We start from the raw sequence: 19,230 nt of genomic DNA on the forward strand, positions 1-19,230 counted from the left end.
CCCGCCCCCCACCCCCCCCCCGGCGGGGTCGTCCCCCCCCCCCCCCCCCCCCGCCCCCCGGCCGGCCGCCCCCCCCCCCCCCCGGAAACGAAGCCTCACTCCTTGGTTCGCACTGGCGTTCCGTCCGCCCCACGGGCCGCCTGCGACAATCCGAGTCCGCCGCGGACATAAAGACGCGACAATTGCGAGGCTTGTCGATTGCCCCTGCCCTGCTTCCCCTCCCCGGAGTTCCCATGTCCTCTGCCGATAGGCCGGCGACACGCCTTGCGACCAGGCTTGCCTTTCTCGTCGCGGGCTTCGGCATCGCGTGCTGGGCACCGCTGGTGCCGTTCGCGAAGGCGCGGCTCGCCGTCGACGACGGCATCCTCGGACTGCTCCTGCTCAGCCTCGGCATCGGCTCGGTCGTCGCGATGGTTCTGACCGGCGTGCTGAGCGCGCGCTATGGCAGCAAGCCGATCATCATTGCGGGCGGGCTCGGTCTTGCCCTGGTCCTGCCTCTGCTGACAATCGCGAGCTCGTCCATGACGCTCGCGCTGGCACTCTTCGCATTTGGCGCCGCGCTCGGCTCCGTCGACGTCGCCATGAACATCCACGCGGTTGAGGTGGAGCGCGCCGCAGGACGTCCGCTGATGTCCGGCTTCCACGCGCTGTTCAGCATCGGCGGCTTCGCCGGGGCCGCGCTGATGACCGCACTACTCTCGCTGCAACTCGGCGCGCTCGCTTGCACGCTGATCTGCTCCGTCCTGATGCTGATCGCGATGCTGGCGGCGTGGCCGCGGCTGCTTCGCTCTGTGCAGGTACAGGAGGGGCCGTTGTTCGTGCTGCCGCATGGCGCCGTGCTCCTGCTCGCGCTGCTTTGCGCCATCACCTTCCTGGTCGAAGGCGCGATGCTCGATTGGGGCGCCTTGCTCGTCATCGGCGCGGGTCTCGTTTCCGAAGCGCAAGGCGGGATCGGCTACATCGTGTTCTCGGTAGCCATGACGATCGGGCGGCTCGGCGGCGACGCAGTCGTCGCACGCGTCGGAGACCGCACGACATTGTTCTGGGGCAGCCTGATTGCGATCGCGGGTTTCGTGGTCCTGCTCACGGCTCCCGTCGTGGCGGTCGCCATAGCCGGCTTCCTGCTGATCGGCCTCGGCGCATCGAACGTCGTACCGGTGCTGTTCCGCCGGGCGGCGAGGCAGACGGTGATGCCCACGGGGCTCGCCGTTGCGGCGATCACGACCGCCGGCTATGCTGGCGTTCTCGTCGGCCCCGCCGGTGTCGGCTTCGTCGCACGCTTTGGCGGATTGCCGATGGCGTTCTGGCTCCTGGCCGCGCTGATGGGCCTCGTCACGCTGACGGCGCGCATGGTTACGCGCGCCGACGGCTGAGCGGCCTCACAAATTGCTCAGCCCGATCGATTTGATCAGGGGCGCGAGGCTTGCGGATGTGGCCTCGACGATGCGCTGGAATTTGTCCGGACTTGAATCGTTGTCCGGCTCCATGCCCTGGGCGCGATAGCTCGCCAGAAGCGCCGGTTCGGCCATGGCGAGCCGCGTCGCCTGCGCGATTCGGTCGATGATCGCATCGTCGGTGTCCTTGGGCGCGAACAGACCGAACCATCCCTCATACCGGATGCCGGGCATGCCGGATTCGACGGCGGTCGGGATCTCCGGCGCGCCGCTCAGCCGCGTTTCGGTGGTGACCGCGAGCAGCCTGACTTTCCCCGCTTGAGTCAGCTGCTGCAATTGAACGGACATGACGGCAATGACGAGCGATATCTGGCCGCTGACGAGGTCGTTGGTCGCTTGCGCGATGCCCCGATAGGGCACGTGGACGATGTCCAGCGCGCCGGCCTGCTGCTTGAAGGATTCGCCGACCAGATGGTTTCCGGTGGCGATCCCCGGCGTGCCATAGGACAGCTTTCCCGGATTGGCTTTCGCATAGGCGATCAACTCGCGCAGGTTTGCGGCGGGCACCGAAGGATTGACGGCGAAAACCAGCGCGCTGTTGATCAGCCGGTAGATGGCGCGGAAATCGCCAACCGAATATCCGGGATTCGCCGACGTCATGGGAATGATGACCTGCGTGCTGCCGTTACCGAGCAGCAGCGAATAGCCGTCGGGCTCCTCGCGTGCGACCGCCGCGGTCCCGATGGCGCCGCCCGCACCGCCGATATATTCGACGAAGGTCGGCCCGAGCAGCGACGGCATCCTGTCAACCCAGGGGCGCGCGATCTGGTCACCCGATCCACCGGGTCCGTAGGGAATCACCAGGCGAATGGGACGAGACGGATAGTCGGCGGCTTGTCCGCTGCGGGGAAGCGCGGCGAGCGCCGCTGCGCTTGTCAACGCGTGCACGAATTGTCGCCGCGTGAAAGAGGCCATGCTGGAAATTCCGGAAGTCGGCAGTCGATGTGGTGGCGGGACCGGCTCCCGGACGATGCCATCGCAGCAATCCGGCATCACAGTCAATGCTCCATCCGGGCGAGCCTCGGCGTCATCGCATTGTCACATCGGCCTAACTCTTTACTTTCCAAGCACAATTTCGCGAGCGAGCCGACCCAAGCCGTCCACGCAGGGCTGCCAGCCCTGCCCACTGCTTTCGGCCAGTTTACTGTACGCCTCGTTCTGGTAGACCAAAAAGTAATACCTTTTGACTCCCTTCGAGGGGGCGATGGCGCGTGCCAGATCGTAGCGAAGACTCGGCCATTTCCTTTGGGCCATTTCGACTGTTTCCGAAGTCCCGGCTCTTGGAGAAGGAGGGGGCGCCGCTTCATGTCGGCGGCCGCGCGCTCGACATTCTCATCTTCCTTGCCGGACGCCCCGGAGAAGTCGTCGACAAGAGAGAGCTGGTCAAGCGCATCTGGGCCGGCGTCAATGTCGACGAGGGCAGTCTGCGCTTCCATGTCGCGGCGCTGCGCAAAGCGCTCGGCGATACCGGCAAGTCGGCCCGTTACGTCGTTAACGTGCCGGGCCGCGGCTATTGCTTTGTCGCCTCGTTCGCTCAAGCAGCTGCGCCAGCCGCCCCGCTCGCGGCCGAAACCGCCCCTCCCCGCTCCCTGCCCGCTCAGCTAACCAGGATGGTCGGCCGGGAAGATGTCATCGAGAAGATCTCGAACGGACTTTCCCTCTATCGCTTCATGACGGTCGTCGGCCCGGGCGGCATCGGCAAGACCTCGGTCGCCGTCACCGTCGGGCATCGCCGCTCCCAGGATTTCGGCGGGCGAGTCTTCTTTGTCGATTTCGGTCCGCTGAGGGATGCCAGTCACATCGCGACCACCATTGCTTCGGCGCTCGGACTGACCATCAGCGCGGAAGATCCGACGCCGGCCCTTCTGACTTTCCTCAAGATCGGCCCGGCCCTGCTGATCTTCGACAGTTGCGAACATGTGCTGGATCAATTGGCGCCTCTCGTCGAGCACATCGTTCGCGAAGCACCGCAGCTTCGTGTTCTCGCAACCAGCCGCGAGTCGTTCCGGAGCGAAGGCGAGCGGATTTTCCGGCTGTTCCCACTGGATTGTCCGCCCGAGCGCGAAGGGCTTGCTGTCGACGAGGTTCTTGCCTATCCCGCGGCTCAACTCTTTGTGGACCGCATTGCGCAGAGCTCGGGACCGTTTCAGCTCAGCGCAGAAGAGGCGCCCCTCGTCGCGAGCATCTGCCGGCGCCTCGACGGCATCGCGCTGGCTATCGAGCTCGCGGCGGGCCGCGTCAATGCTTACGGCATCGCCGGCACGGCATCCCTGCTCGACAGCCGCTTTTCGCTGCAATGGCGCGGCCGGCGCACCGCCGTGCCGCGGCACCAGACGCTCGCTGCGGCGCTCGACTGGAGCTACGACCTTCTGCCTCCCGTGGAGAGCGCCACGCTGCGACGCTTGTCGGTCTTTGCCGGGCCTTTCGCGCCGGAGGCGGCGGCAGCGGTCGCGTCCGGTGACGGCCTCAACGCATCCGAGACCCTCGAAGCAATCGACAGCCTGGTGACCAAGTCGCTGATCTCGCCGTCCGGCTCGCGGACGCTGCGCTATCGGCTGCTCGACACCACGCGCACCTATGCATACGGAAAACTCAACGAGCTCGGCGAAGCCAGGCAGTTCGCGCGGCGTCATGCCGAGCATTTTCGCGATTTATTCCAGCGCGCGGAGGCGGATATTTCGACGCCGCTGCCCGAATGGCTGAGCATCTATGGCGCGGAGCTGGACAATGTGCGCGCGGCGTTGGACTGGGCCTTCGGGCCCGACGGCGAGGCGACACTCGGCATCGCGCTGACGGCGGCCGCGATCACGCTGTGGGTACGTCTTTCACTGTTCGCGGAATGCCGTGAGCGCAGCAGAACGGCACTCGCAGCGCTCGGAGACACCGCCGACGATGACCGCATCCGCATGCAGCTCCTGTCGGCACTCGGCTGGTCGCTGATGTATGGCGAGGGCCGCGCGCGCGAGGCGCGGCCGATCCTCGAGACGACCCTCGAGCTGGCTGACAGGCTCGACGACAAGGATTTCCGGCTGCGCGCGCTCTGGGGCTTGTGCATCGACCAGTTCAACAACGGACAGTTCGGCAAGGCCCGTGCGCTCGCCGATCGCTTTGCGAACGCAGCGGCGAACTCGTCCGACAGGACCGACGTCATGCTGGGCGACCGGCTAATGGCCGTGGCGCTGCACTATCTCGGGGATCAGAACGAGGCTCGGCTGCGCATCGACCGGGTCAATGCATCGCTGCATGTGTTGGCGGAGAAGCCGAAGATCTTCCCGCTCGATCTGAGAATCTCGACCCAATATTTTCGAGCTCGCATCCTGTGGCTTCAGGGCCTGGCCGATCAGGCTCAGGCCCTCACCGCCAGGAACATCGAGGAAGGCCGCGCCAATGGCCACGCGCTGACCTTCTGCAGCGTACTCGGACAAGCCGCCTGTCCGATCGCCTTCTGGTCCGGCGATTTCGACGCCGCGCAGCGTCACGGCGCCGAGCTGCTCGAACACACCGAGCGCCACGCGATCCGGCTGTGGGGCCTGTGGGCTAGGGCCTTCAACGCCGCTGTCATGGTCAAACGCGGCGACTCGACCGGCCTTCCGCTGCTGCGCGAGGAGCTCAATCGCGCCGGCGATGCGCGCTTCCTGCCGCGTTTTCTGCCCCTGCTCGGCGAGCTCGCCGCGTGTTCCGGAGAGGCCGACCAGGTCGATCGCGGCCTCGACGTGATCGAGGATGTCCTGACCCGCTGCAACGACCGGCAGGAGCTCTGGTATCTGCCGGAGCTGATCCGCATCAAGGGAGAGTTGATGCTCAGGAGCACCCGGCATTCAGGAGACGCCGAGCCGCGCTTTCGCGAGGCCATGGACATTGCCGGCCAGCAAGGCGCGCGCTTCTGGGAGCTGCGAAGCGCGGTCAGCCTGGCGCGGTACATGATCGGCGCTGGCCAGACCAAGGAGGCCTTGGCAATTCTGGAACGCGCATGCCGGCCGTTCACCGAAGGTGCCGGCATCGCCGAAATCCGCAGCGCCCACGATTTGATCGAGCAGCTCCGAGCTTGACGAGTCGGCTGGCCGGCGCCGATTCATCCGGCGCGCGGAATGAATCCGGGCACGCCGGTCTCGACGACCGTGTTGAACCTGATGTTTGTCGTGATCTCGTCCCTCATCTCTCGCATGGCGTCTTTGGGCAAAGCCGAAATATCGAAGTTCTCCTGGATGCGCCGGGGATTGGTCGAAGTCGTCAGGAAAGCGGTGCCGCGCTGGACGGCCCACGCCAGCGCAATTTGGGCCGGTGTCTTGTGCAAACGCTCCGCGATGGCAGTGATCACCGGATCGGCCAGGACGTTCGGCTTCATCGCGTGCCCCAGCGCTGCAAACGCCTGCAAGACGATCCCGTGCTCTCGACAGAAGTCGAGCAGGTCCCACTCGGGAAGATACGGATGCGATTCGACTTGCACCATGGCGGGCCTGATCCGCGCGACCGAAACGATCTCGCGCAGCTTGTCCAGGGTGATGTCCGACAGACCGATCGACTTGCAGTGCCCCTCGTCGACCAGGCGCTCCAGCGCCCCCCACGTCTCCGCCAGCGTAACCCCTGAATCATAGATGACCCGACCGTGCTCATCTCTCGGATCCTGTTCGTCGCCGGGTTGAAAGGCAAAGGGCGTATGGATGATGTAGCAATCGATCTCGTCGACTTGCAGCCGCCGGCGACTGGCGTCGAAGGCAGGCCTGACCCGTTCCGGTCGATGATTGGTGTTCCATAGCTTCGTCGTAACGAACAGGTCCTTGCGCTGAAGCGTTCCCTCCTTGAACGTCTCCTGCAGCGCATCGCCGACCGCTTCCTCGTTGCGATAGCGCTCCGCGCAATCAAGGTGTCGAAATCCGGCCTCCAATGCAGCCTTGGTGGCCTGCCTGGTCACGAGCGGATCCGGAATGAGCGTGCCAAATCCCACCGCGGGAATCGTCCCGGATTGATGAGTTGGAATCCTCGTATAACGAAGCGTATCTGACGAAGTCATGCTCATACTCCTTTGTTTGTCCTCGGCTCCCTCAAAAGCGAGGGACGAGGTATTCGATGCGATGTCATTCCACGGCTCCAGGCGTTAACCGGTCGGCCGCGGCTTACGGAGAAAAAACACGAGCGGAATCACGACGAGCATGGCGAGCATCAGGATCTCGAACTGGTCGATGACCGCGACGGTCGCCGCCTGACGCGTGACCATGCCGTTGAGGGCGGCAAGGCTTGGCTTCGCGATCGGCCCCCCGACGAATGCAGCGACTCGGTAGGGCGTGAGGTTCTTTGCGAGTGCGACGTGCACAGCCTGCGTGTTGGCGTAGAAGAAGAGCTGGACCACCGCGATGCCGATGGTGCTGCCATAGAGGCGCGACAGGTTGATCAGCGCGCTGCCTTCCGGGCGGAGCTTCGGATCGAGCGTGCCGAACGCGGCCCTGGCGAGCGCGGGCAGCAACATGCCGAGGCCCGCTCCCTGGAGCAGGCCGGCCTCGACCACCGGCCGCCAATCCATCGCCGGTGAATAGCCAAGCATCAGCCAGTTGGCATAGACCACCAGCGTCATTCCACCCACGAGGAACGGCCGGTAGTCGATCTGCGCCGGGACCAGGCTCGTCAGCACCAGCGCTCCCACCAGCGCGACGCCGCGCGGAACGGTCATGTATCCGGTGGTGTCAACGGGGTAGTTGAGCAATTCCTCCAGCATCGGGGACGTCAGGGCCAAGGTCGGCAGCAGCACGAAGCCAACCGCGAAGGAGATGACCGTCGAGAGCACGAGATTGCGGTCCCTGAACAGCGCCGTGCGGAGAAAGTGCTCCTTTGTCGTCATGACGTGCACGACGAAGAGATAGAAGCCGAGCACGGAGGCGCCCGCCTCGATCCAGATTTCCGTCGAGGCAAACCATTCGAGGCGCTCCCCGCGGTCGAGCAACATCTGCAACCCTATCATGCCGACGGAGAACGTCGTCAGGCCGAAGAAGTCGAAGGGCTGGCTCCGCTCCGCCCGCTTCTCGCCGAGCAGCTGAGCCATCGTCAGGAAAATGAAGCCCGTCATCGGCAGGCTGAAATAGAAGATCGCGGGCCAGCCGTAATATTCGCTGAGCCAGCCGCCAATGGCCGGGCCGCTGCTGATGCCGAGCAGGGAGCAGACGGTCCAGGCCAAGTTCATGCGCGCATGTCGCGCCGGCGGTGTCGCCTCGAGCAGGATCGCCAGCGAGAGCGGCGCCAGCGGTCCGCTCGCCGCGCCCTGGAGGATTCGCGCCAGCACGAAGTGGATCGACGTCGTCGCCAGCGTGTCGAGGGCGAGACCCAACACGAAGATCGTGACAGCGGCCTGATAGACCACTTTCCGGCCGTAGCGTCCCGCCAGCCATTGCGTGATCGACATGGTCACGGCGCTCGCCGCGATATAGGAGGAAAACACCCAGCCGACCTCGTCATTCGCCATCGAGAGCGTCGCTTGAATATGGGGTAGCGCCGCGTTCGGTATCGAAATGTTGACGGCCTGCATGTAGGTCGCCATGAGTGCGGCCGCGGCGATCGCGTGATGACCGCCGGGCGCCGTGGTCGATGGAAGGGGCGTACTCATTTGCCCTCCGTTGCAGGCGCCGGTTGGAGCAGATGCGGCCAGCTGCGGCGATGGCCTGTATCGACCCGCGCCGTCACGCTGATGCCCGAGAACAATGGCCGGTTCGGATCGAGATCGTCGAGTTCCAGGCGCACCGGCAATCGCTGCACGACCTTGACCCAGTTTCCCGTCGCATTCTCGGGCGGCAGGAGCGAGAAGTCAGAGCCGGTCCCCGGACTCATGCTGACGATGTGCGCCTTGAACTTGCGATCCGGATAGGCATCGACGTCGATCGTCGCCTCCTGGCCCGGGCGCATGTGGGTCAAGCCGGTCTCGCGGAAATTCGCCTCGACCCAGACGTGCCGGCTCGACAGCAGCGAGAACGTCGTTGCCCCGGCATTGACGAAGCCGCCGATCTGGAGATCGTCCACCTTGGTCACGATGCCGTCGTCCGGCGCCGTCACGGTGGCGTAGGAGAGATCCAGCCGCGCACGGTCGAGCTGTGCCCTGGCCGCGCGAACGGTCGGATGACGGTCGACATCGATATCGGCATCGCCGTTGAGGGCAACGATCGTGTTGGCGATCTGCTGTTCGATCGACGCCATGCGGTGGCGAGCGACCTTCATGTCCGTCTCGGCCCGCTCATACACCGCGCGTGGCGTGAAGTCGGAGGCAACCAGCATCTTCTTGCGATCGAACTCGCGCTCGTCGAAGGTAGCCGTCTCTTTGGCCGACTGCAGCTCCGCCTGCTGCTGACGATGGGTCGCCTTGAGGGACTCGATCTGGAGCCGCGCACTTCCGAGGCGCGCCTCGGCCTGGTCGACGGCAATTTGATAAGGCTCCGGGTCGATGCGAAACAGCACCTGCCCCCGCCGGACGCGCTCGTTGTCGCGCACGGCTATCTCGACCGCCTGGCCGGAAACGCGCGCGTTGACGGTCACCTTGGCGGCACGCACGAAGGCGTCGTCGGTCGAGACATATTGCTCCTGCGCCAGATAGATGAAGGCGCCAACCACGGCCACCGCCATCGGCAGCGCGAGCATCAGCGGCAGCCGCTTGCCGAGCCCTGCCCCAAACCATTGCGCGGCAGCCTCGCTCGGGCGGAAGCTGCTGCCATCGCCGAGCCCGCCGGCGATTGGCGCGAAATCGAAACGCATCGGAAGATCCTCGGGTTCAATCTATTTAATAACGATCGTTACAAATATTGCACTCCAACGCGGCGATCAAGGCTGCGACCCTTGATTTTTATAACGATCCATACAAATATACGTGTAGAACAGGGCAACCGGGGTTCTGACGATATGGCACGGAAAAAGAGCGAAACGAGCCCGGCGCGCCGGGGACGGCCACCGGCCTACGACGCAGAGACCGCCTTGAAGCGGGCAACGGAGACGTTCTGGAGGACGGGCTATTCCGGTACCTCCCTGGACAAGGTCGCTGCCGCGACCGGGATGAGTCCGCCGAGCCTCTACGCGGTGTTCGGCAACAAGCATGCGCTCTACCTCGAGGCGCTCGCGCGTTATTGGGAGATCAGCCTTGCCGCGACGCGTGAGGCTCTCGCCGGGGACCATCCCTTGGACGAAGCGCTGATGCTGGCCTATGACGCGGCGCTGTCGATTTACTTTTCCGGCAAGGGAGCCGCGCGCGGCTGCTTCGTGGTGGGGACGGCGGTGACCGAAGTCGCCGAAGATGCCGCGATCCGGAGCAGCGTCGCGGCGGGACTGCGGATGATAGATGCCGATTTCGAAGCCCGCTTCCGCCTTGCGCAGGACAAGGGCGAGTTGAAGCGCGACGCCGATCCAGCGGCGCTTGCCATTCTCGCTTCAGCCACGATGCACACCATCGCCATTCGCGCCCGTGCCGGCGCCCGCCGCTCCGAGCTGAGGGAGATGGCCCGAAAAGCGGTCGATGTGCTCTGCGGATGCCGGCGGTGATCTCGCGGATTTCGGGCATGGCTCTCCCCGACAATAACGACGACCAGCTCTAGCCTGCCGCTGCAGCCCCGCGCCGCGGCAGTTTCCAGTCGGGGCGGATGAAGTGGCAGGTGTACCCGTCCGGATAGCGTTCGAGATAATCCTGGTGCTCCGGCTCGGCTTCCCAGAACTCGCCCGCGGGCGCGACCTCGGTCACGACCTTGCCAGGCCAGAGACCGGACGCCTCGACGTCTGCAATCGTATCCTTTGCGATGCGCTTCTGTTCGTCGCTGGTATAAAAGATCGCCGAGCGATAGCTCGTGCCCAAATCATTGCCCTGGCGGTTGAGCGTGGTCGGATCGTGGATCTGGAAGAAGAACTCCAGCATGGTCCGAAAGCTGGTCTTGGCGGGATCGAAGGTGATCTCGATCGCTTCGGCATGACCTTCATGATTGCGGTAGGTGGCATTCTTCACAGCGCCGCCGGTGTAGCCGACGCGGGTCGAGATCACGCCCGGCTGCCTGCGGATCAGATCCTGCATGCCCCAGAAGCAGCCTCCGGCTAAAACTGCGCGTTCCGTTGTCATATCTCCACTCCCAATTGATCCGTCTGTCCGTTCTGAATCCGTCGCATCCTATGCTTTTGGCGGCTCAGCCGAAAGCCAGGCATTTGTCCATCCAGCTCCTCTCGCGAGACGCAAGCTTCCAGAACCGGATGGAGACACAATGAGAGCGCGCCCTACGTCAGTTTAGCGTCGAGCGTGATTGCGGCGTTGAGCACTTTCGACACCGGGCAGTTCTTCTCGGCCTCGCCCGCGATGCGGGCAAAGCCGGCATCGTCGAGGTTCGGCACCTTGGCACGCAAGGTCAGCGCCGATTTGCTGATCTTGAAACCCTTGCCTTCCGGCTCGAGCGTGACCGCGGCTTCCGTCGAGAGTTCGTCAGGAGTGAAGCCGGCGAGCTGCAGGCCGAAGGCCAGCGCCATGGTAAAGCAACCGGCATGGGCCGCCGCGATCAACTCCTCGGGATTGGTGCCCTTCTCGTTCTCGAAGCGGGTCTTGAAGGAATAGGGCGTCGCAGCGAGCACGCCGGATTCGCTCGATAGCTGACCGGTCCCGTCCCGACCGGTGCCCTTCCAGACTGCTGTTGCCTTGCGGATCATCTCAATTCTCCTGGTTGATTTTTTGGCACCGGCGCTCGGTACCGAAGGAAAGCGACATTGGCACGACCGCTTGTCGCCAATTCCAACCGGCCGAGCGCCGCAGCGGTTCCGTCAAGTCCCGTTCCGAACGGGACTTGATTCTTGCTTTGACGCGTTTTCTTCACGCGAACCGGTATCCACTTCGCTCGAAAACGCTCTAGTTACCGATCTGTCCGACGTGGAAGCCGAGCCGGTTCTCGACGTCACCGGCGCGGTGGAAGCCGCGCGACATCAGCGCCTTGATGCGGGTCTGGCTCGCGGGGCGGCTGAGCGAGGCCAGGAACGCGTCCCATTCCGGCTTGATCTCGACATCCGGCGGCAGGCTCGCGACGTCGACGAGGCGCTTGGTCTCGGCAATCGCCTCCTTGTCGAAGGACGCGATGCGCATGGCCAGCGCCTCGACGAAGCCGTCGAGCTCGGCATCCGGCAGCGACCGGTTCACATAGCCGTAACGTTCGGCGAGATCACCGTGGATGTCATCGGCGCCGAGCAGAACTTCGAGCGCGCGGCCGCGGCCCATCAGGCGCGGCAACCGCGCCATCGGCCCGCCGCCGGGCACCAGGCCCGCACCGACTTCCCATTGCGACAGTATCGCCTTTTCGCGGCTGGCAAAGCGCATGTCGCTCGCGAGCGCCAGCTCGCTGCCGACGCCGGTCGCGCGGCCCCGGATCGAGGCAATCGAGACAACCGGCGCGCGGCTGAGACGCACCAGCATGTCGGGCAGTGCCTGCAGGCCGGTCGGCCCGGGCGGGATACGAAGCGAATCCTCCAGCGGCGCGAGGAAGTCGTAATGCGTGATGAAGAAGCCTTCCACGGCGCTGTCGAACACCACGACCTTCACCTCAGGATCGGTCTCGATCGCCGTGACGACGTCGTCGAGAAGCGGAAGCTGCTTGGGGCCGAAGATATTGACCGGGGGCATGTCGAAGGTGACACGCCAATACGACGGCAGCCGACGTTCCAGGCGGATTTGGTCGGTCGTGAAGGTGCGTTCGGGGCGGTTCATGATTGCATTCCTGTCTGTGGGGAAAAATGAGAACGCGCGGAAGTGCGCGTCCCCGCAGGTCTCAGATCGACTGACGCAGCGGTCGGAAGGCGGTGCGCATTTCCGCGCAGAACAGCGCGGGCTGCTCCCAGGCGGCGAAGTGGCCGCCCTTGTCGAGGCGATTGTAGTGCATCAGCTTCGGATAGGCCTTCTCGGTCCAGCTGCGCGGCGCGGCGTAGATCTCGTCCGGGAAGACGCTGACGGCGACCGGGATCTTGATGTGCTTGGGCTCGAAGAACACCAGCTTGTTCTCCCAGTACAGCCGCGCCGAGGACACCGCGGTGTTGGTGAGCCAATAGAGCGTGATGTTGTCGATCACGTCATCGCGCGACAGCCCTTCCGTCTTGCCGTCGAACACCCGGGCGATCATCGCGGTGCTGCGCGCATCGTGGTCGAGCATCCAGGACGCGAGGCCCGCCGGCGAATCCACCAGGCCATAGAGCGTCTGCGGCCGGTTCGACATCTCGATGGCGTAGCCGAGACCGTGCTTGTAGAAGTCATCGAGCTGATCGTAAGCGTAGCGCTCATCGGCCGAGAGGTTCGACGGCCGCGATCCGCCGGGCTGAAGCGCCTTGGCGATGTCGTCCGGAACGGTCGCGGGCATGTTGGTATGGATGCCGAGCAGCTCGGGCGGCGCAATCACTGCCATCTGCTCCGTCACGGCATTGCCCCAATCGCCGCCTTGCGCGACATAGCGGTTGTAGCCGAGCCGCTTCATCAGCACGATCCAGGCGCGCGCGACGCGCTGGGGATCCCAGCCCAGCTCCGTCGGCTTGCCGGAGAAGCCGTGGCCGGGCAGCGACGGGATCACGAGATCAAAGGCGTCCGCCGCCGTCGCGCCGTGTGCGGTGGGGTCGGTGAGCGGGCCGACGATTTTCATCTGCTCGGTGATCGAACCGGGCCAGCCATGCGTGACGATCATCGGCAGCGCGTTTTCGTGACGCGAGCGAACGTGAATGAAGTGGATGTCGACGCCGTCGATCTCGGTGACGAATTGCGGCAAGGCATTCAGCCGCGCCTCCATCTTGCGCCAGTCGTAGTCGTTCTGCCAGTAGTTCACGAGTTGCTGCACCGTCGTCAGCTGCACGCCCTGCGATTGATCGACAACGATCTCACGATCCGGCCAGCGCGTCGCCCCGAGGCGGCGGCGAAGATCGACCAGATCCTGCTCGGGCACGCTGACGTGGAACGGGCGAACCGCCCCACTCACGCCAGCCTTGGTGGAATGCAGCGGCAACAGGCTCGATACGCTTGCGGCAACCGCGGTCATCGCGGCCTGGCTCAACAGTTGACGGCGGTCTGGATTGAGAATGTCGATACGTGCTTGCGTGGTCATGTTCGATCTCCCTGGCTTTGGTCGGTGACGCTGACCGAATTCGACATCAACGCCTCGGTTCGTCATGCAGAGAGATTGGCGCAGGCCCTGGCAATTTGCTCGTTATGGGTTGTTAGACCGCGTTAGCCGTTGCGAGCCGCGCGACGCCGAGCAGAGCAAGCGGCGATCCACGATGGTCGCCGCCAAAGCAACACGGCGCGCGATCAGCTCAGTCATCGCGCGCCGCGTCGGCTTGCATCAGTCGAGAAGCCGCCGTCCAGCTCAGGATGGCAGCGGCTGGCCCGCCTGCTCGCGGACGATATAATCGGCGTACCAATCGGCCCAGTTCTCATCGTGCCCGCCGGTCCGCTTTTCGTGCTCGCCATGTGCCGCCGCCGCGCGGCGCAGTGCTGCGGCCAACGCAGCCTGCGAAGCGAATGTCGTGCCGTCGCCCGCGATCCGTCCCGGCAATCGCGTGGTGACCTCCTGGAACAACCAGCCATTGCCGTCGGGATCGCTGAACGAGGCAAATGAGCCGTAGCTGCCGCGCTTCGGGTCAGCACCGCTAACCCGAACGCTGCCGGAGAGATAAGGCTCGTCGGTTCCGGCGTGGACATCGCCGGCACCATGGAATGGAGCGCTGACCTCGATGCCGCGGCCGAGCAGATCCTTTCGCGCCGCCTCCAGATCGGAGACGATCAGGTACAAGCCTCGCGCCGAGCCCGGCGCTGCCGCGGTCACGTTCCTGCCGAAGATCACCGAGCAGGCCGAGCCTGGCGGCGTGAACTGGATCACGCGCCAGTCATTGCCGGAGGCAAAATCGGCGTCAAGTCGCCAACCGAGACGCGCGTAGAAGGCCTTGGCGCGATCGACATCGGACACGGGGATCACGATCACCTCGAGCCTCTGATCAATTCTAGACGATGTCGAAGACTTGCTCGCAGACTTGTTGGAAGGGTTCTTAGAAGACTTGGCCGCGGCGTCGCGGTCGATTTCGGTAGTGGCCATGTCGAACTCCCTGGGTTGGATCGAAGACGAACTTCAAGCAGCTGCGATCGGCATCACGATCGTTACACGTGTGCCGTCTTCTCCCGCCTCGCCCTGCAGCCGGGCGCGAATGCTGCGTGCGAGTCCTTCGAGAATCCGGCTGCCTGTGCCCTGAAGCGGCCCGGTCGCGCCGATCCCGTTGTCTAATACCATGCAGAACCAGGCGCCGTCACGATTGGCTATCTCGATGCGGATCATTGCATCATTCCTGTTCGGGAAGGCGTGCTTGGCCGCATTCGTCACCAGCTCCGTCAGCATCAGCGCGAGCCGATGGCATTGCGATGCCGGTAGGGTCCCGTTTTCGATCGCCGCCTCGCAGCGGATGCCCGCGGGCTCCAGCACGGCCTCGGAAATCGCTCCGCACAAATTTTCGAAGAAGGCCGCCACCGGGATCGCCGTATGATCGTCATTGTCGGACAAGAGTTGATAGAGCCTGCCGAAGGCGACGATGCGCCGCTCGAGCCGGTCCGCGGCAAGCGACACGTCCCTGGTGCCTGCCCGGGTGAAATCGCGGCGGACTGACGCACCCAGTATCGTCAGCGTGTTCTTCATCCGATGGTGGGATTCCCGCAGCACGAGCTGCCAGTCACGCGACTGATCGTCTAAACTGGCCACAAGCTGAGATCGAACGACGTCGTCATTCGGCCGAGCGTTGATACCGGACATCGTCGCCTCCCCGTTGGAATTAACGTCAAACTCGGAACGGATACTGGATGCAGTTCGCGTGCATTGCTCGTTAGACGTTGTAAGATTTTGTTATGATGAGGGTGCGACGACCGGGACTCCAAGCCGTGAGCTGGGCGGTCAAGCACGCCGCCGGGCTGCCCCTATCGCTTCGCAAGATGCTCGCGTTTGAGTACAATTTGCGACGGATCGTCGCGCGCGACGGCCAATTGCCGGCGCCCCACGCGATTTCGCCACTTTCGGCCAGTTTACTCGGGGTTCCCTTCTGCTAAATCAAAGTGCAGAGTTCAGCTCTCACTGGAATGATTGGCCCGTGCCGGACACTAACGACCAGGAGTCGGCCATTGCTTTCGGGCCATTCCGGCTGTTCGCAAAGACGCGGCTGCTCGAGAAGGACGGCGCCCCGGTTCACCTCGGCGGCCGTGCGCTCGATATTCTCGTTTTTCTGGCCGAGCGCGCCGGGGAGGTCGTGGACAAGCGTGAGTTGATCCGGCGCGTCTGGGCCGACGTGAATGTGGACGAAGGCAGCCTGCGCTTTCACATCACGACACTGCGCAAGGCCTTGGGCGATCCGGGCGAAGGCTCCCGCTACGTCGTCAACGTCCCCGGGCGGGGTTATTGCTTCACGGCCGCGCTGCTCCGGGCTGCCCCATCGGAGAACCGGACCAGCCTGCCCGTCGCTGCGCCGCGCTCGCTGCCCTCGCCGCTCGCGAAGATGATCGGGCGGGACGATGCGGTCGCGAGAATTTCCGCCGAGCTTGCCTTGCATCGCTTCGTCACGATCGTCGGCCCCGGCGGGATCGGCAAGACTTCGGTCGCACTGGCGGTGGCGCATGGCGAACTCCAGGCCTTCGACGGCCAGGTGTGTTTTGTCGATTTCGGCGCACTCAGGGAGACGCGGCTCGTTGCGGGAACGATTGCGGCCGCGCTGGGCCTTACAGTCAATTCCGACGACCCGATGCCGGGGTTGCTGACATTCCTGCGCAGCCGGCGGATGCTGCTGGTCTTCGACAGTTGCGAGCACATCCTCGACGATCTCGCCCCCCTGGCCGAACGCATCGTCCGGGAAGCGGGCGGGCTGCATATTCTCGCCACCAGCCGCGAATCCTTCCGCGCCGACGGTGAGCGTGTCCATCGGCTGTTTCCACTGGATTGCCCGCCACAGCGCGACGGGCTCGGCATCGCCGACATCCTTGCCTATCCCGCAACTCAGCTCTTCGTGGAACGCATTGCAGAGAGCCTGAGCGAATTCGAGCTCAGCGAAGAGGATGCGCCGCTCGTCGCCGAGATCTGCCGTCGGCTGGACGGCATCGCGCTCGCGATCGAGCTCGCGGCCGGGCGTGTGAACGCCTACGGCATTGCCGGGACCGCCTCGCTGCTCGACAGCCGTTTCTCGCTGCTATGGCGCGGTCGGCGCACCGCTGTGCCGCGGCACCACACCCTGAGTGCGGCGCTCGCCTGGAGCTATGATTTGCTGCCGGCAACCGAAAGCGCAACGCTGCGCGGATTGTCGGCATTCGTCGGACCGTTCACGCTGGAAGCCGCGCTTGCGGTCGCGTCCTGTCAGGGAATTGGCGAGGCAGAAGCCGCCGAGGCGATCTCCAATCTGCTTTCCAAATCGCTGATCGCGACCTCGCCTGCGGAGCGGCGGCTGCGCTATCGCCTGCTGGATACGACGCGTGCCTTCGTAGCGGACAAGCTCGTCGAGAACGGCGAAGCGGACCGCGTCGCACGCGCCCACGCCGAATATTTCCGCGATTTCCTGCGCGACATCGCGCTCAAATCCACGGGCATGCAGACGGCCGGCGGCTTCCTTCCCTATGCCGACCACCTGCCCAATGTTCGGGCCGCGCTGACCTGGAGCTTTTCGGACGGCGGGGACCGAACGATCGGCGTGGATCTTGCGGCGTCAGCGGCCCAGTTCTTCCTTGAGCTGACATTGCTGACGGAATGCTACCGCTGGACCCAGCAGGCGCTGGCGTCCCTCGACGCGAGCGCAGTGGATGGCCGCAATGAAATGATCCTGCACGCCGCGCTCGGCGTCTCCGCGATGTTCACGCAGGGCAATACCGAAGCGGTCCGCTCGGCGTTCACGCGCAGTCTCCAGCTTGCCCGAGAGCTCCAGGATCTGCACTGGCAGCTCTGGTTGCTGCGCGGATTACACATCTACCTGACCAGGGTCGGGGATTTTCACGGAGCACTCGGAACCGGCGAACAGGGCGAGAGCGTCGCGCGGAAGCTGAACGATCCCGCCAGCACGCTGAACGTCGAATGGATGCTGGGCGTCGCCCATCATTTAATCGGCAACCAGGACAAGGCGGTGCAGCTCTGCGAGAGCGCGATGTTGCATAATCCCGGCTCGCGGCGGCTGAATATCGGGCATCTCGGCTATGACGACCGCATCGTCGCACTGGTGGCGCTCGCGCGCGGGCTTTGGCTCACCGGCCGGCCCGATCGTGCGATCGAGGCGTCCCGATACACCATTCGCGAAGCCGAGCTGCTCGAGCAACCGCTCACTCTCGGTATTTCCTTGATCTGGACCATCTACGTGTTCCTCTGGGTCGGCGACCTGGCGAATGCGGAAATCCTGATCGAGCGGCTGATCGATCATTCGGCGCGGCACTTCCTCGGGCCCTATCATGCGGTCGGCATCGGCCAGAAGGGTGAGCTGCTGCTTCGCCGCGGCGACGTCACCGCCAGCATCGAGCACCTCCGCCGCAGCCAGGCCACGCTGTACGCGACGCGACACCGGATCATGACGACGGTGTTTGCGACCGCGCTCGCGGAGGGACTCGTGGCGCAGAACCAGGCCGACGAAGCCTTGCAGACCATCAATGATGCCATCGCAGAGATCCCCGATCATGGCGAATCCTTCGACATGCCCGAGATGCTGAGGGTCAAGGGCGATATCCTCGCCCGATCGGGCAATGCCGCGGAGGCCGAAAGCTGCTTCCGGGACTCGCTTGATCTGTCACGCCGCCAATGTGCGCTCGGCTGGGAGCTGCGGGGGGCAATCAGTCTCGGCCGGTTCTGGCGCCAGGCCGGAAAAGCCGGAGACGCGCGCGCCCTGATCGCCCCTCTCGTCGCGCGGTACCAGGAGGGCTTCCAGACCCGTGATCTCGTCGCAGCCAGGGAGCTCCTTGCGGCGCTGAATTGAGTGTATCTTCAACGGGATACCGCAAGAATTTCCGCTCGCAACTCCTAACAACTTCTAACACGCCAAGCCGCATCCGCCCCGCCATGGTGCTGGCACTTCACGGTGGATATGGCGGGACATGGCGCTTCTTGACGATGTAATTGATGCCAGCGGCGGAATGGCCCGCTGGAATAGCTTGAGCCGGTTCACGCTTCACCTCTCCGTTGCCGGAACGCTGTTCTCGAGCACCGGACATGCCAGCGAATTCAAGGACGTGACGGCGGAGGGCTCGACCCGCACGCAGTCGGTCCGCTTCACCGGCATCACCGGAGGGGAACATTCCGGCTCGTTTCAGCCGGACGCGATCACGATCGAAAGCCTCGAGGGTGAGGTCCTCAGGACCTGGCGCAATCCAAGCGTTGCGTTCACCGAGGCCGGTTCGCCTACGCTGGCGGACGAACTGCATCTCGTCTTCTTCTGCGGCGTCGCGATCTGGAATTATCTGACCAATCCATTCCTGCTCGCCCATCCCGACGTGGTGGTGGAGGAGCTGCCACCGTGGCAGGAGAACAACGAGTCATGGCGGCGGTTGCGGGCGCAGTTCCCTCCGGGCCTGATCACGCTCGCGCCCGAGCAGATCTTCTATTTCGACGATAACGCGTTGCAACGTCGGACCGATCACGATCTGTTCGGGATGAAGGTCGCGCACTACTCCTGGGCCCATGACAGCTTCGGCGGCATCGTGGTGCCGACGCTCCGACGCGCGCAGACGCTGCGGCCCGACGGAACAGTGGTCGCCAAGCCCGTACTGATGGACGTCGAGATCTTTGACGCCGTCTTCGAGTAGCGGCCCGCGCAAAAAATT

15 protein-coding genes are annotated in these 19,230 nt (G+C 64.5%); 5 read left to right on the plus strand and 10 right to left on the minus strand.

Annotated features, from left to right (window positions below):
- Nucleotides 1-233: 233 nt before the first annotated feature.
- Nucleotides 234-1,373: an MFS transporter gene (locus AC0L3A_RS31465; protein WP_007601306.1), complete on the plus strand. Its 1,140-nt coding sequence runs from the start codon at nt 234-236 to the stop codon at nt 1,371-1,373.
- Between the two features lie 6 nt (nt 1,374-1,379).
- Here AC0L3A_RS31465 and AC0L3A_RS31470 read toward each other — a convergent pair whose 3' ends face one another.
- On the minus strand, nt 1,380-2,369 hold the full coding sequence (locus AC0L3A_RS31470; protein ID WP_354128975.1) for a Bug family tripartite tricarboxylate transporter substrate binding protein: 990 nt from the start codon (nt 2,367-2,369) through the stop codon (nt 1,380-1,382).
- Nucleotides 2,370-2,665: 296 nt separating this feature from the next.
- Here AC0L3A_RS31470 and AC0L3A_RS31475 point away from each other — a divergent pair, with 296 nt between their 5' ends.
- Nucleotides 2,666-5,503 (plus strand): ATP-binding protein, encoded by a 2,838-nt coding sequence (locus tag AC0L3A_RS31475; RefSeq protein ID WP_007601302.1) that lies wholly within the window; start codon nt 2,666-2,668, stop codon nt 5,501-5,503.
- A 23-nt stretch (nt 5,504-5,526) separates the two neighbouring features.
- On the opposite strand, the gene AC0L3A_RS31480 is transcribed toward AC0L3A_RS31475, so the two are convergent.
- The 3 genes from AC0L3A_RS31480 to AC0L3A_RS31490 form a co-directional block, all read right to left on the minus strand.
- Nucleotides 5,527-6,465 (minus strand): aldo/keto reductase, encoded by a 939-nt coding sequence (locus AC0L3A_RS31480; protein ID WP_007601300.1) that lies wholly within the window; start codon nt 6,463-6,465, stop codon nt 5,527-5,529.
- 84 nt (nt 6,466-6,549) lie between these two features.
- On the minus strand, nt 6,550-8,046 hold the full coding sequence (locus tag AC0L3A_RS31485) for an MDR family MFS transporter (RefSeq protein WP_007601298.1): 1,497 nt from the start codon (nt 8,044-8,046) through the stop codon (nt 6,550-6,552).
- The gene (locus tag AC0L3A_RS31490; RefSeq protein ID WP_007601296.1) at nt 8,043-9,182 is read right to left on the minus strand and encodes an HlyD family secretion protein; all 1,140 of its coding nucleotides are present in this window, start codon (nt 9,180-9,182) and stop codon (nt 8,043-8,045) included. Before AC0L3A_RS31490 ends, AC0L3A_RS31485 begins: the two co-directional genes overlap by 4 nt.
- Nucleotides 9,183-9,398: 216 nt before the next feature.
- Here AC0L3A_RS31490 and AC0L3A_RS31495 point away from each other — a divergent pair, with 216 nt between their 5' ends.
- Nucleotides 9,399-9,959 (plus strand): TetR/AcrR family transcriptional regulator, encoded by a 561-nt coding sequence (locus AC0L3A_RS31495; protein ID WP_245286012.1) that lies wholly within the window; start codon nt 9,399-9,401, stop codon nt 9,957-9,959.
- 49 nt (nt 9,960-10,008) lie between these two features.
- Here the strand turns inward: AC0L3A_RS31495 and msrA are convergent, their stop codons facing one another.
- From msrA to AC0L3A_RS31525, 6 genes are all read right to left on the minus strand, one after another.
- Nucleotides 10,009-10,524 carry a peptide-methionine (S)-S-oxide reductase MsrA gene (gene msrA, locus AC0L3A_RS31500; protein WP_007601292.1) on the minus strand — a complete coding sequence of 172 codons (516 nt, stop codon included), beginning with the start codon at nt 10,522-10,524 and terminating at the stop codon, nt 10,009-10,011.
- Between the two features lie 152 nt (nt 10,525-10,676).
- On the minus strand, nt 10,677-11,099 hold the full coding sequence (locus AC0L3A_RS31505; protein ID WP_007601290.1) for an OsmC family protein: 423 nt from the start codon (nt 11,097-11,099) through the stop codon (nt 10,677-10,679).
- Between the two features lie 196 nt (nt 11,100-11,295).
- On the minus strand, nt 11,296-12,144 hold the full coding sequence (locus AC0L3A_RS31510) for an enoyl-CoA hydratase/isomerase family protein (RefSeq protein WP_007601288.1): 849 nt from the start codon (nt 12,142-12,144) through the stop codon (nt 11,296-11,298).
- A 61-nt stretch (nt 12,145-12,205) separates the two neighbouring features.
- Nucleotides 12,206-13,519 (minus strand): epoxide hydrolase family protein, encoded by a 1,314-nt coding sequence (locus AC0L3A_RS31515; RefSeq protein ID WP_473255835.1) that lies wholly within the window; start codon nt 13,517-13,519, stop codon nt 12,206-12,208.
- A gap of 261 nt (nt 13,520-13,780) precedes the next feature.
- Nucleotides 13,781-14,506 (minus strand): VOC family protein, encoded by a 726-nt coding sequence (locus AC0L3A_RS31520; protein ID WP_473255836.1) that lies wholly within the window; start codon nt 14,504-14,506, stop codon nt 13,781-13,783.
- A gap of 33 nt (nt 14,507-14,539) precedes the next feature.
- Nucleotides 14,540-15,211 carry a sensor histidine kinase gene (locus tag AC0L3A_RS31525; RefSeq protein WP_473255837.1) on the minus strand — a complete coding sequence of 224 codons (672 nt, stop codon included), beginning with the start codon at nt 15,209-15,211 and terminating at the stop codon, nt 14,540-14,542.
- Between the two features lie 331 nt (nt 15,212-15,542).
- Between AC0L3A_RS31525 and AC0L3A_RS31530 the strand changes: the two genes are divergently transcribed.
- The gene (locus tag AC0L3A_RS31530) at nt 15,543-18,386 is read left to right on the plus strand and encodes an ATP-binding protein (RefSeq protein ID WP_473255838.1); all 2,844 of its coding nucleotides are present in this window, start codon (nt 15,543-15,545) and stop codon (nt 18,384-18,386) included.
- A 118-nt stretch (nt 18,387-18,504) separates the two neighbouring features.
- The gene (locus AC0L3A_RS31535) at nt 18,505-19,212 is read left to right on the plus strand and encodes a hypothetical protein (RefSeq protein ID WP_219683101.1); all 708 of its coding nucleotides are present in this window, start codon (nt 18,505-18,507) and stop codon (nt 19,210-19,212) included.
- Nucleotides 19,213-19,230: the final 18 nt, after the last annotated feature.

This window comes from Bradyrhizobium sp. MI1.3, from assembly GCF_055811695.1.